Source organism: Oceanotoga teriensis (assembly GCF_003148465.1).
GTDB classification, from domain to species: domain Bacteria; phylum Thermotogota; class Thermotogae; order Petrotogales; family Petrotogaceae; genus Oceanotoga; species Oceanotoga teriensis.
Map to the genome: position 1 here is coordinate 1 of NZ_QGGI01000026.1, position 14101 is coordinate 14101.

A 14101-nucleotide genomic window follows, 5' to 3' on the forward strand; every position below is an offset into this window, starting at 1 on the left:
TTGCTATATCTACTCCCACTACTAATGTTTTTTCATCCACTTGTTTTATTTTATTATTTTGTGTATAATTCATTTAGGTTCCTCCTTTGTAAAATGTTTGATGGATTCTTGTTACACTTTTATTTTACGGGGAGGTTCCTTTTTTTTCAACCTCTTTCTTTTTTTATTTCAGGAATGCTCCTAAATTATTATATTTAAAACTCTAAAAACATTATGTTTTTAGAGTTTTATATTTTATTCTAAAATATCTATTATTTTTCTTGAGAGATTTACAAATGGTGCAACTACTTCAGGATCTCCAAAATAAGCACTTGGTTTTCCATTATCCATATTTTCTCTTACTTGTTGATTTATAGGCATTTGAGCTAAGACTTCTAAATTGTATTTTTTTGCAAGATTTAAAGCACCATCTTTACCAAAAATATAATGTTTTGTTTTTGAATCTGGACATACAAAATATGACATATTTTCGACTAAACCAATTACTTTTTGATTCATCATACTCAAGAAATTCAAAGCTTTTTCAACATCGTCTTGTGATACTATTGAAGGAGTAGTTACAACAATAGTTCCAGAAATATTTTTTAAATTTTGAAATATCGTTAATGGTTCATCACCAGTGCCTGGAGGGCAGTCTACTATCAAATAATCAAGTTCACCCCAAGAAATATCTGATATGAATTGTAGTATAGCACCAGTTTTTAGAGGACCTCTCCATATTACAGGAGAAGTTTCTTCTTTTAAAAATTGTGACATTGATATGACTGAAATTCCGCTTATTTCTGGGGGTAAAACTTCATCTCCAACTTGATAAGGTTTTTTATCTCTACCGCCCAACATCCTTGCAACATCTGGACCATGTAAATCAGTATCTAAAAGGCCTACTTTTCTACCTTCGAGTGATAATGCGATTGCGAGATTAACTGCAACGGTAGATTTTCCAACTCCGCCCTTTCCACTCATAACAACAATAGTATTTTTAACCGTCTTCATTCTTTCATTTGCTTTACTTATTACTTCATTTATATTATTAACTGGCATTTTAAAACCTCCTAAAGCAATATATAATAAAATTATATATAGATATATTTAATTGAATTTGAAGTTATGATTAATTATATATTATTATAACATGGAATGGTATTTTATAACTAATTTTGAATTTGATAATATTATAGTTTAATAGCTGATGATATAATATAAATAATTATAATTATATGGAGGGATAATTTATGAAAAATATGAAAAAAATCATTTTATTTATTTTAATATTTTTGAGTGTAAACGTTTTTACTGAAAAAATAACATTTATTTTAGATAGTCCAGAAGCTTCAACAGTTTTTTTAAGAACTGATATAAATAAATTCAAACCTATAAAATTAGAAAAATCTATATCTGGATTATGGAAAACTACTTTAGAAGCAACTCCAGGAAATTATTTATATATATATTACATTGATGGAATTAGAACTAAAGATTATAAAAATAATGAATTTGATTATTATAATGATGAATTTTATAATATTAGAAAAATAGAAAAAACTTATTATCCAATTATAGGCGATAATAAAATAAAATATTTAAAACATGAAAATGAAAGATTTTATATTAATCCAGTTAATGAAAATCTTGTTTATTTAAGAGTTAAGGTGAGTAAAAATGATATAAAAGATTTAAATATTCAAAGTAATGCAGATATTTTAAGTAAAAAAATTTATGAAATTGATAATGAAATTGTGTATGAATTTAAGTTAAAGATTAAATCTAATGAATTAAAATATAGATTTTTGATATATGATGGTGGGGAAATTATATATGGATATAATAAAAGTGATGAATTTTATACATTAAATATGAATAGACCTAAAATCAGTTATTTTGATACACCAAGTTGGGCTAAAGGCGAAATTATATATCAAATTTTTCCTGATAGATTTAGAAACTTTATAAATACTAATGATGATTTTGATGCGCCGAATTGGTATGGAGAATATAATAAAGATGAATTGATGTTTAAAAGTTTTGGTGGAGATTTAAAAGGAATAGAAAATTCTTTAGATTATTTATCAGATCTCGGAATAAAAGGAATTTATTTAAATCCTATATTTTCTGCCAATTCAACGCATAAATATAATACAAAAGATTATTTTAAAATAGATCCAAGTTTTGGGACAGAAAAAGATTTTGAGGATTTATTAGAAAAATCACATAATAAAGATTTAAAAATCATTATAGATGGAGTTTTCAATCATACAGGAATTGATTTTTTTGCTATGAAAGAAAATTTTGAAAAACAAGAAAATTCAAAATATTTAGATTGGTATTATATAAAAAATTTTCCAATAAAAGAAAATCCAAATTCATATGAAAGTTGGCAAAATTATGCGAGTTTACCAAAACTGAATATAGATAATAAAGAAGTAAAATCTTATATATCAAGAGTTTTGGCTTATTGGACATCAATGGGAATAGATGGGTGGAGATTAGACGCAGTGGATCAAATACCAAATTATTTTTGGAATGATTATTTTTATCATTATGTTAAGCAATTAAACAGTGATTTATTAATAACTGGAGAATATTGGAAAAATTCTAAAAATTATTTTGAATACCCATCTTTTGATAGTGTTATGAACTATCTTTTTAAAGATGCTGTTGTTAATTATTCAAAGGGAGGTTCTGCAAATGAACTTGTAAATGATTTACAATATTATTTAAATAGATACCCTCAACAAGTATTAAATACATTATGGAATTTACTTGGATCTCATGATACGAGGAGAATATTTACAGAATTAGATGAAGATATAGAGAAATTAAAAATAGCTGTTGGAATTCAAATGACATTTATTGGAAGTCCTGTCATTTACTATGGTGATGAAATTGGAATGACTGGAGAGAATGATCCTTTTTGTAGAAAACCATTTATTTGGGATGAGAAAACATGGAATAAACAAATAAATGATTATTATAAAAAACTTATTAAATTTAGAAATCAAAATGATGCTTTAAAATATGGTGATATAAAGTTTTTAGAAGCAAAAATAGGTACAGTAGTTTATGAAAGATCTTTTAAAGATGAAAAAGTTATTGTATTGATTAACAATAAAAAAATATCTCCAAAGATTAATTTAAAACTTGATGGAGTTTATACAGATCTCATAAGTGAAAAGAAATATGAACATGTAGAAAAAGTTAATTCAAATACTATAATGATATTATATAAATAAAGGTGATTTAATATGTTTTATTATGAAGTTTCTCCAATAGGAGGAAAAATATACGATACTTATACATATAAATATGAGGAAAAATTATCTAAAGGTCAAAGGGTTATAATTAATATGAGAGGAAATCAAAGTTTAGGTCTTATAATTAAAGAAAGTACAAATATAGATAGCATAAAAATAAAAGAAATAGATTTTATATTAGATGAAAAACCTCTTATAAATGAAAATATATTTGATCTTATATTTGAATCGACAAAAAAATTTTTATTGCCATTGAGTGAAGTTATAAGATTTGTGTTTCCTCCTTTATCTTATGATCTATTTAGAATTAAAATAATGCCTTTGAATGAACTATCTCCTATTCAAAAACCGACTTTTTTGAATGAATATTATAAAAATTTTGAAAATAAAAAAGAAGCAAAAAAAAAGTTGAAAGAATTAATTAATTTGAATATAGTAAAATTAGAACTCCATGAAAAAAACATCAAAAATAAAAAAGAATGGTTTTTAAGTTTAAATAAAGATTTAAAAGATATAATGAATATAAATATATCTGCACAGGCTCAAGCTGTAGTCAATTATTTGATGATAAATGGAGAAATTCCAGAAAAATTACTTTATGAAGAAAATATAATAAAAAAAAGTTCATCCGTTTTAAAGACATTAAAGAAAAAAGGAATATTAAAATTTAGTGAAAAAAAAGAAATTATTATAAAAAAAGAAGTAGATTTATCTTTAGAACAAGAAAATGCTGTAAAAACAATTTTTTTAAAGAAAGATAAACCTCACCTTTTATATGGTGTTACCGGTAGTGGAAAAACAGAAGTTTTTTTTGAAGTTGCTGAACCTTATTTAAAACAAAATAAAAAAGTACTTATAATGGTTCCAGAAATATCTTTAGCTCCTCAAATGTATAAAAGATTAAAAAATAGATTCTTAAATTATAAACTTGGAGTATATCATTCATCTATGACTAATTCAGAAAGAATTAATGTTTGGTATGGAGCTCAAAAAGGTGATTATGATATAATAATTGGAACACGAAGCTCTGTTTGGTTGCCAATAAAAGATTTATCAATGATAATAATAGATGAAGAACATGATAATTCATATTATCAATTAGAACAAGGTTCATATGATGCAATAGAAGTGGCTTTAATGAGAAAAAAATTTGAAAATCTAAATATAGTTCTTGCTTCTGCAACTCCAAGACTTGTTGATTATAAAAGAGCTTTAGAAGAAAAATATTATTTAGAAACTATAAAAAACAGATTTTATTCACAAATGCCAGAAATAGAAATTTTAGATTTAAAGTCAGAAGAAAAGTATAATTGGATTTTTTCAAAAAAAACTATAAAAAAAATATATGAAACTATAAAAAAAGATAAAAAAGTTATAGTTTTTACACCAACGCGTGGTTATGCTAATTATGTAATATGTAGCGATTGTGGTTATATATTTAAATGTGAAAATTGTGATGTTTCATATACATATCATAAAAAAGAAAATAAATTAAAATGTCATTATTGTGGTGAAGAGAAAAACACCCCCGCGTCTTGTCCAAATTGTAAATCTATAAAATTACAAACAAGAGGTTATGGAACAGAGAAAGTCGTGAATGATTTAATGAAAGCTTTTCCTTCTGTACCAATTGTTAGAGTTGATAGAACTGTTATCAATAATTATGATGAATTAAAAGATACATTTAATTATATGCATGAAAAGGGAAGAAAAATAATAGTTGGTACAAAAATGATAACTAAAGGTCTCGATATTGAAGATTTAGACTTAGTTGTAATTCTTGATTCTGATAGATATGCATTTTTACCTGATTATACGGCTGAAGAAAGTGCAGCTTCTTTGATAATGCAAGTAGCAGGAAGAGCTGGTAGAAAAGAAAAGGGAAATGTTATCATACAGACATTTAAAAATGATAGTAAAATGTTCGAGCATATAAAGAACAATGATTATGATTCTATAATAAAAAGTGAGTTATTAAAAAGAGAAAAATACAATTATCCACCTTATTCTGATATGTATTTGTTGATAATACAAAACGAGTCAAGAGAAGATAATAATAAAATGTCAAATTTAATATATGAAGAACTTAAAAATTTATTTCCAAACACTGAAATATTAGGTCCTGTTGAACCATTAATATATAAATTGAGAAATAAATATAGAAAATATATAATGATCAAAGAAAAAGTTGATAATATAAGACTTTTAAAAATACAAAAAAAATACAACAGAAACCTTATTATACACAGCAATCCTCCAACTACATTATTATAAAATTTGACGTTTAATGTTAAAAGTGGTATAATCTTAATAAGTAATTAAAAAAACATTTGAAAAATTAATAAAAGATATAGTTATATAGCATCAATCACGGAGGTGATTTTATGGATTACAAAGTATTTACAAGGGATATACAACTTACTGAAGCAATTGAAAGCTATATCGAGAAAAGAATGCAAAAACCAGACAGATTATTAGTTAAACATGAAGATCTTGTTTCAACAGCAGATTTTAGAGTTTCAAAAGAAGGCGGTATTTTTAAAGTAGAAATAACAACACATTTTAAAGTTTTTAATAAGATAATTAAGGTAGAAGAAAGATCTGGAGATTTATATGAAGCTATAGATGATGTCACAGATGCACTTGAAAGAAAAATAAGAAAATTGAAAGCTAAACTCCAAGATCATGAAAAAGATGTACAGCCAAATAAAACTTTTAAAGAAGATAAAAATGAAGAACATGAAGAAAATTTTGCAAGGATAAAAAGACATGATTTAAGTTTGATGTCAAGTGAAGAAGCAAAATTACAAGCTGAAATGTTGGGACATCAATTTTATGTATTTAGAAATTCAGAAACTGATGAGGTTAATGTAATTTATAAAAGAAATAATGGAACTTATGGTTTAATAGAGTTTATAGGATAAAAGGGGGTTTTCCCCCTTTTATTTTATACCCCCAGTAATTTATCAATTTTATTTTTATCGAAACCAACTATAACTTTATTTCCAATTTCTATAACTGGAACGCCCATTTGACCTGATTTTTTTACCATTTTTTCAGCAGCTTTTTGATCTTTAGAAACATCGATGTTTTTAAAATTTAATCCTAAAGATTTAAAATAATTTTTTGCTCTACTACACCAAGGACAAGATGGAGTCGAATAAACAGTTATTTTTACATGTTGCATAAAAACACCTCCTATACCTATACAGGGTATAAAATATTATAACATCTAAATATAATTCTTATTTTAATTAAATGTAAATTATAAATTATATAATATAATTTGAATATTAAAATAAACTCGATTTAATTCAAATAAGATAAATATTTTATATGGGGGTAAAAATATGATATATGATTATGAAAAAACTCCTGTTGAATATTCTATAAAGAGTGAACAGGATTATGAAGTATATAAATTCAAAGCAGTTTATAATGAAGAGCATTATAAAGAAAATAATTATCAATATGTACATGTATTTGAACCTTATTCAAATATAAAAGGGGATATAATATTTGTTCATGGTATTGGACCAAGAAATATAGAATATTTAGAATGGTATGCCAGATATTTTAGAGAAAATGGCTTTAGAACATCTGTTGTTATATTACCGTATCATTTAAATAGGAAACCTTCGAATATGATAGCTGGAGATCCTTTTTATTCTTCTGAACCTGAAGAATGTGTGAAATTATTTCATAATTCTGTTAAAGATATAAGAAGAACAATAGACTTAATAGAATGTTTTAAAGGATATAAAAAAGATAAACTATATTTAATGGGTGTTAGTTTTGGTGGGATAATAGGTACAATGTCTCTTGCTTTAGATAAAAGAATAAAGAAAGGAATTTTAATGATAACTGGAGGTAATTGGAGATGGATAAATTTTTATTCTCCATATACACAAAGAGTCAGAGATGCATATGAAAAATACGGAAATTCTTTTGGATGTAGAAACGAAGAAAGCTGCATAAAATACAGAAAAGATGCATTATCTTTAGTTAAAAAAAATATATCTTCAATTGAAGATATATTTAATAAGACACCTATAACTTGTTATCATTATGATCCTTTAAGTTATGCAAAGTTTGTGAATCAGGATGTTCTATTTATAAGGGGAATATTTGATAAAATAATACCTCAAAGGTCTACAGATGAACTTATAGAATTATTACCAAATAAAAAGGTAAAGAAAATACCAACAGGACATAAAACAAGTATATTATTTAAAAAAATAGTTGGAAGTTGGGTTATTAATTATTTGGAAAAGTATTAAAAACCAGTATATAAAATTCTCTGTCTCATCTTAAAAAAAGCTTGGGTTGTTAGAATTACATCACCTTCAGCTCTATGTCGTGAAACATTTGTAGATATATTTAATCTATGGCAGATTATATCTAAATTATGTCTCGTTTCACCTTTAAAGACTTTATGAGACATTTTTATTGTATCTATTACAGGATTAAAAAGTTCATCTTTTCTGCATAGTTCAAGTTCTCTATTCAGAAATGCTATATCAAATTTAGCGTTTTGAATTACGAGAATACCAGTGCCAATAAAATTTAATAAATCATCACTAATTTCATAAAATTTTGGAGAATTTCTAACATGTAAATCAAAAATACCATGTATTTTTGATACATAATAAGGTATAGGAATTTCTGGATTCAATAAAGTTATAAATCTATCTTTTATGATATAATCTTTATCATCGTCTGTGATATTTATCTTATAAATAGCTATTTCTACAAGTTTATCACCATTTTTAGGTGAAAGACCTGTTGTTTCAGTGTCGAGGATAAAAAATTCTTTATTTTTTAATAAATCTAACATATAAAACTCCTTTCTATGAGGTGAATTTATGAATAAAGGTACATATATAATATTATTAAAATTAAAAAATGAATTAAGCTTTGAAATAAGAAAAAAGAAATATATATTAAATCCTGGAATTTATGCGTATGTTGGGTCTGCAATGAAAAATTTACATCAAAGAGTTGGACGACATATAGATTATAAATCAGGTAAATACAAAAAACATTGGCATATAGATAATTTACTTGATAAAGGAGATGTGCTTTTTTCTTTTATTATACCAGATGGAATATATAGAGAAGAAGAAATTTCTAAGAAATTATCAGAAAAATTTCAATATATAGATGGATTTGGAGCTTCAGATTTAAAAGTGAAATCTAATTTATTTGTTATAGATGACAATGAAAAGTTTTTTTTAGAAATAAAAAATATTATAATTGATTGAAAAATTAATTATAATATTTAAAGACTTTATTAAGAGGAGAATGAATATGAAAAGATGCAATAATGTTTTAAAAGGTAAAGGATGGCTAATGTCAGCTTTTTTACTTTTAATAATAGCTGAAAAACCTATACATGGTTATAATATAGGAAAAAAACTTGGAGAATTTGGAATAAATCTAAAAGGAGTAAGTAATAAAGGAAGAATATATACTTTTTTGAGTTCTTATGAAGAAGAAGGTTATATAGAATCAAATTGGGATACTCAATATTCTCCACCAAGAAAGATATATAATATAACTCAAAAAGGTTTAGAATATTTGAATAGTATAGAAGAAGAAATAGTAATTATGAAAGATTATCTTGATCATTTTAGTGATAGATTGGCAAATATAAAAAACAGACAGGGATAATTCCCTGTTTGTTTTAATCATTGTATAAATATTTTAATGTTATTATTAAATCTGAAGATTTGCTTATATCAAAATTTATATCTATAATATTTTCTTTAGAATTATTTTCAATATTTGATATATTATTTCCAAATTTTATAGATTCAATACTCATTCCCAAAGAATCTGATAATATGGATACTTTTTGAATTTTATCATCATAATTATAAATCGATATTTTATATTCCATAATTCTTGTTGATTGTGATTTGAAATTTTTATCTGAAATTTTTTCTATCTTGTATTTCATATTCCAGCTTTCACCTAAAGATAATCTTATCAATTCATCTTTGGCATAATTATCTATAAAAGATTTTTTTAAAGGAAAATCTATATCATCAAATTTTTCACTTATAAAAACTTCACCAGAATTTATATCTAATCCAAGTCCATTATAATCAGTGTTTTCTATTAATCTATATTTAAGCATATTTTTTGAGCCATTACTTGAGAAAGGTGTAAAATTTATTAAATTTCTGTCTTCATAATTTATTATATCTTTTTCATATAGATTTAAAATTATTTTATTAGAATCGATTGAAAAATCTCTTAATTCTACTGTATAAATTTCATTGTTTATATTTTCTGAAAAATTCGAATCTCCCATGGCAGATTTTGAAAATGTTTCTACATTTCTTACTTGCGAATAGTAATAGTTTGGATCAGAATTAATATTTGTACTTATCAAGAATGTATAACCTTTACCTTTATAATCACTGTTTATTTCGATACTTCTTTTAAAATTTCCATTACTCTTCAATTCATAAAAATTTTTCCAATTTGCATCGTATTTAAGTCCAACATAAACATCTTTATCTGATGAAATATTTAATATTTTATTAGAATTGAAAACTTCAAAATCTTCTTTTAAAATTTCTACCCAACTATTAATTTTATTATTAAAATAAATTATTTTATTAGAATCGTCTACTAAATAATAATTATTTTCAATTTCTTTTAATGTATTGTAAGAATAATCTTTTATATCAATGATTTTAAATTTTGGAGAAAAATCTTCATATGATACAGAATATCCATTTGAACCTATTACCCACATAATTTCTGCATTATTTTCAATTTTATGTTTGCCTGGACTCATTTTAATGAAATTAACTAAACCATCTTTAAATATAAAATTATAATCTTTTGAAAAAGATAATAAAGCTATTATTAGTATAAAAAAAGTAATTAAAGCTCTTTTCATGTTACCCCTCCTCATATTTTAATAAATTAGAGTAATTATACACTATTTAACTTAAAAAAATCTGAAACAAACGAAGCAATTTTATGATATAATGTTTTTTGTGTTTTTATTATAATTTCGGAGGTGTGCAACTATGAAAAAAGTTGCTGTTATAGGTTTTGGTGCTGCATCAATAGGATTTATAAAGGGCATTATGGAAAATGGAAAAATAGAAAATATGAAAGTTGATATTTATGAAAGAGGTAAAAATATCGAAACCTCTGGTTTTGGAGGTTTAAAGTATGATGGTAAAATTTTTGTATCCAAAAACATGGGTGGAGATCTTGAGATACCAGAAAAAATACAGAGAGATGTTGTGAATTTTTTTCTTGAAAAAGCTGAATTAGCTAAAAAAATCAATGGAAAATATGAGTATGATGAAAATATAGAACATGGAAATTCATTTGAAGATGATGATTTATATAAAACTTTTTATAATAAAGGTTTTGAGCCTATAAAATCAGAATTTTATCATATAGGAACAGATATTCTTGTTGATACTGTTAATAGAATATATGAAGAATTTTCAAAACATGAAAATATAAATTTTATATTTGATTCGAATATAAAAAAAGTAGAAAGAAATGACCAATTAATAAAAGTATATAATAAAGACGAAATAAAAGAGTATGATGATATTGTAATAGCAGTAGGCAGAAGTGGTCATAAATTGGTTAAACATATTATAGATGATAACCCTGAATTAATATTATCTAATAATAAAGTAGATCTTGGAATTAGATTTGAGTTACCTGATCATATAGTACAAGAATTAAATGATAAAATGTATGAATTCAAAATAAAGCTCAAAACTAAAACAGGATATACTGTGAGGACTTTTTGTAATAATCCTTCTGGTGAAGTTACTGTTGAAAAATATGATGATTTTGTAACTGTAAATGGACATGCAAATTCAAAAAATAAGACAAAAAACACAAATTTTGCGATATTAGTAACACATTCATTCACAGAACCTTTTAATGATCCTGTTGGATATGGAACATATATATCAAAATTATCTAATATTTTGGCAGGAGGAAATAAAGTTATATTACAAACATACGAGGATTTTAAAAAATCTAAAAGAACAAAAAAAATAGGTAGAGTAGAGCCTACTTTAAATCAAAATAATTATATACTTGGAGATTTAAACCTTGTTTTTCCTAGAAAAACAGTAGAATCTATAATAGATTTTATGGAAACTTTAAATGAAATTGTTCCAGGAATAACTTATTCTGATAATCTCTTATATGGTGTAGAAGTTAAATTCTATGGAAATAAAGTTAATACAGATTATTTTAATAATGTAAGAATAATAGGAGATTGTTCGGGATGGACAAGATCTATAACTTATGCAACTTGTCATGGTGTAATTGAAGCTAATAAAATATAAAAATAATGCCTTTAGGCATTATTTTTTTTGATTGACAATTATTTATTTTTTTGATATAATCTTTAGTAATTTACTAAATTAGTAAATTACTAAAATAAAAAGGAGAATTATTATGAAAATACCAGTAAATTTAAAACACAAACCAGTTATTATTTCTGAGAATTATGAAAATATTGATGGAAGAAAAGCATATAATACCGATGCAAAAGGCCTATCTTTGGGATTAGCTCAATGGAATGATAGAGGAAAATTAGATATATCTGCTAAAGTATGGAGACATACTGGAGAAAAATGGTCAAGACAATCAGAGGAATTGCCGATTCATAGAATTCTTGATTTAGCAATTTTAATATGTAAAGCAAAATCTTATTTTGGTGAAGCTTATAAATTTCCAAAGTTTTATGATCCAGACAAAGATTTGATAGATAGAATAGGATTACAAGGAGATGCGATGAATGTTTCCATATGTAAGGATAATCCAATGATTGATGAAGATATTAAATTATTTATGCAATCATTAAGTGAAGATGATGAAATATTAAGTGAAAGATTAAGAGTGTTATCTAATATATTAAAAGAAATGGGATATTAAAAAAAGCCAAAAATTTATTCAAATTTTTGGCTTTTAATCTTTTTTAGCATATTCTTTTTTTAAAATAATCATTTTTTAAACAAGAATCTATAATATCTGTATTTTCTAATAAAATTAGATTTTCTTTTTCGATATCCCATTTTTTTGAAATAAAACTAATTATAGAATTATTATTGAAATTAATATAAGAATTTTTACTATGAAAAATATAATTAAAATAACTTTTGTCAAGTGAAGCAAATTCAAGTTTTGAATTAATTAATTTTTCTGTAAGATAATTTTCTGATATTAGTATAAAATCATTTGAAGATTGTTTAATTATAGAAACAGCTCTTTTGTCAATTTTAAACTTATTTTCTTTAAAAAAAGAAAATTTTTTTCTTGAGTCAAATTCTCTTATACATTCATTCCAGTAAAATATACTATGCCCAGAATAATGTGATAAGTTATTCAATATTCTTTCGAAGAAATTCATCTTTAAATTTCCCGATTCTACATTATTAATTATTTTTTGAAGTATACCTTTATAAGATAACAAGTCTTTATCATATCTTTTTAACAATTCAAAAAAATAATCTCTTAAAAATAAAACATCTGGATTTTTATCTATAAATCCATGATATTTAACTAAAAAAACCTTCATTTCATTATTCCTCCTCTAAAACACCATTCTAATAAGATTATATATTATAATATGATATAATTGTATAGTTATATTATCATTTTTATAAAAATATTGAGGTGGAAATATGATAAATGATAAAATAAAAAAGATATGTGAATATACTTTCTATATGACTGATTGTGATACTTATATTTTCGAGGAAAAGACTCAAATAGTTCTTTTATATGATGGATTTAAATATAAAAGTATAATAAATTCAAATATAATAAAAATTTTAAAAAACACTGACAGATATTTAAGTATAAAAAAAATAAAAAATAAAATTTATTTGATTGGATATTTTAAGTATTATGAATCATATATTATAGTTAAAATAGATGAAAGAGATAATCATAATTTAAATAAATCTGTTTTGTATTATTCAATTTTTTTGAAAAATCTTATTGAAAATAATCATAATATTATAGAAAAAATATATGAAAATACCCTTTTGAATTATAATTTTGATAATGAATATAATGAAATAGAAGAAACTATAGAAACCGAAACAGAAAAATATTTTTTTAATATGGAAGATAAAATATTTAATAATTTTAAAAATAAAAAATTTGATGAAGTTAAAGAAGATTTATCTTTTTTAATAGAATCAATAGAAAATTTGAACTATAATAAAAATGAATTTAGACTTATAAAAAATTTATATATCATTTTAATATCAGATTTAATAGATATAGCGATAGATATATTTAATGAGAAAAAGTTATTTTATGATTTATTATATAAATATATGATAAAAATAGAATCTATAAAAAATATGACTATTTTAAAACTAAATGCAATAAGTTTTATTGAAGATATAAAACAAATTCAAATACATCATAGCACAAAAAAATATAGTTTAAAAGTAAAAAAAATAATAAAATATATAGAAAAAAATTTAAATAAAAATATAAAATTAGAAGAAATTTCTTTAAATATAGGAATATCTAAAAGTCATATGTGTAAAATATTTAAAAAAGAAATGAATAAAACTATTAATGATTATATAATAGATAGAAAAATAGAAAAAGCTAAAAATCTTTTAAAATATACAGATTTAAATATAAAAAATATATACTCAGAGATTGGGTTTAATGATCAAAGTTATTTCAGTTTTATTTTTAAAAAAAAAGTAGGAGTTACTCCTATACAATATAAAAACAGTAATCATATAATTTGATTACTGTTTTTATTTTTTAAAATGTAATAATAAGTATAAAGAAAATTAATTAAAAAAATATTTTTT

The 14101-nt window shown here is 23.4% G+C and carries 14 protein-coding genes; 9 read left to right on the plus strand and 5 right to left on the minus strand.

Annotated elements, in window-relative coordinates; genetic code table 11:
• Positions 1 to 234 precede the first annotated feature (234 nt).
• Positions 235 to 1041, minus strand: a complete 807-nt coding sequence (locus C7380_RS12330) for an Mrp/NBP35 family ATP-binding protein (RefSeq protein WP_109606379.1) — start codon at positions 1039 to 1041, stop codon at positions 235 to 237.
• Positions 1042 to 1232: 191 nt separating this feature from the next.
• Between C7380_RS12330 and C7380_RS12335 the strand changes: the two genes are divergently transcribed.
• The 3 genes from C7380_RS12335 (at position 1233) to hpf (ending at position 6175) form a co-directional block, all read left to right on the plus strand.
• Positions 1233 to 3230, plus strand: a complete 1998-nt coding sequence (locus tag C7380_RS12335; protein ID WP_240597616.1) for a glycoside hydrolase family 13 protein — start codon at positions 1233 to 1235, stop codon at positions 3228 to 3230.
• Positions 3231 to 3242: 12 nt separating this feature from the next.
• Positions 3243 to 5525, plus strand: coding sequence for a replication restart helicase PriA (priA, locus tag C7380_RS12340; protein WP_109606381.1), 2283 nt, complete (start codon positions 3243 to 3245; stop codon positions 5523 to 5525).
• Between the two features lie 110 nt (positions 5526 to 5635).
• The gene (gene hpf / locus C7380_RS12345; protein WP_109606384.1) at positions 5636 to 6175 is read left to right on the plus strand and encodes a ribosome hibernation-promoting factor, HPF/YfiA family; all 540 of its coding nucleotides are present in this window, start codon (positions 5636 to 5638) and stop codon (positions 6173 to 6175) included.
• Between the two features lie 23 nt (positions 6176 to 6198).
• Here the strand turns inward: hpf and C7380_RS12350 are convergent, their stop codons facing one another.
• Entirely contained in the window at positions 6199 to 6438 is a 240-nt protein-coding gene (locus C7380_RS12350; protein ID WP_109606386.1) for a glutaredoxin family protein, read from the minus strand.
• A gap of 163 nt (positions 6439 to 6601) precedes the next feature.
• Between C7380_RS12350 and C7380_RS12355 the strand changes: the two genes are divergently transcribed.
• Positions 6602 to 7531, plus strand: coding sequence for an alpha/beta hydrolase family protein (locus C7380_RS12355; RefSeq protein WP_109606387.1), 930 nt, complete (start codon positions 6602 to 6604; stop codon positions 7529 to 7531).
• On the opposite strand, the gene C7380_RS12360 is transcribed toward C7380_RS12355, so the two are convergent.
• Positions 7528 to 8088, minus strand: a complete 561-nt coding sequence (locus C7380_RS12360; RefSeq protein WP_109606389.1) for a 3'-5' exonuclease — start codon at positions 8086 to 8088, stop codon at positions 7528 to 7530. The two genes, C7380_RS12355 and C7380_RS12360, sit on opposite strands and share 4 nt — an antisense overlap.
• A gap of 28 nt (positions 8089 to 8116) precedes the next feature.
• On the opposite strand from C7380_RS12360, the gene C7380_RS12365 reads away from it, so the two are divergent.
• The gene (locus C7380_RS12365; protein ID WP_109606391.1) at positions 8117 to 8515 is read left to right on the plus strand and encodes a GIY-YIG nuclease family protein; all 399 of its coding nucleotides are present in this window, start codon (positions 8117 to 8119) and stop codon (positions 8513 to 8515) included.
• 46 nt (positions 8516 to 8561) lie between these two features.
• Positions 8562 to 8924 (plus strand): PadR family transcriptional regulator, encoded by a 363-nt coding sequence (locus C7380_RS12370; RefSeq protein WP_158274909.1) that lies wholly within the window; start codon positions 8562 to 8564, stop codon positions 8922 to 8924.
• A gap of 13 nt (positions 8925 to 8937) precedes the next feature.
• Here the strand turns inward: C7380_RS12370 and C7380_RS12375 are convergent, their stop codons facing one another.
• Positions 8938 to 10167, minus strand: a complete 1230-nt coding sequence (locus tag C7380_RS12375; protein WP_109606395.1) for a hypothetical protein — start codon at positions 10165 to 10167, stop codon at positions 8938 to 8940.
• A 133-nt stretch (positions 10168 to 10300) separates the two neighbouring features.
• Here C7380_RS12375 and C7380_RS12380 point away from each other — a divergent pair, with 133 nt between their 5' ends.
• Complete coding sequence (locus C7380_RS12380; protein WP_109606397.1) at positions 10301 to 11599, plus strand: NAD(P)/FAD-dependent oxidoreductase; 1299 nt, start codon at positions 10301 to 10303, stop codon at positions 11597 to 11599.
• 112 nt (positions 11600 to 11711) lie between these two features.
• On the plus strand, positions 11712 to 12191 hold the full coding sequence (locus C7380_RS12385; RefSeq protein ID WP_109606399.1) for a DUF6530 family protein: 480 nt from the start codon (positions 11712 to 11714) through the stop codon (positions 12189 to 12191).
• A 43-nt stretch (positions 12192 to 12234) separates the two neighbouring features.
• Here the strand turns inward: C7380_RS12385 and C7380_RS12390 are convergent, their stop codons facing one another.
• Entirely contained in the window at positions 12235 to 12834 is a 600-nt protein-coding gene (locus tag C7380_RS12390; RefSeq protein WP_109606401.1) for a hypothetical protein, read from the minus strand.
• A 106-nt stretch (positions 12835 to 12940) separates the two neighbouring features.
• Here C7380_RS12390 and C7380_RS12395 point away from each other — a divergent pair, with 106 nt between their 5' ends.
• Positions 12941 to 14035, plus strand: coding sequence for a helix-turn-helix domain-containing protein (locus C7380_RS12395; protein WP_109606403.1), 1095 nt, complete (start codon positions 12941 to 12943; stop codon positions 14033 to 14035).
• Positions 14036 to 14101 lie beyond the last annotated feature (66 nt).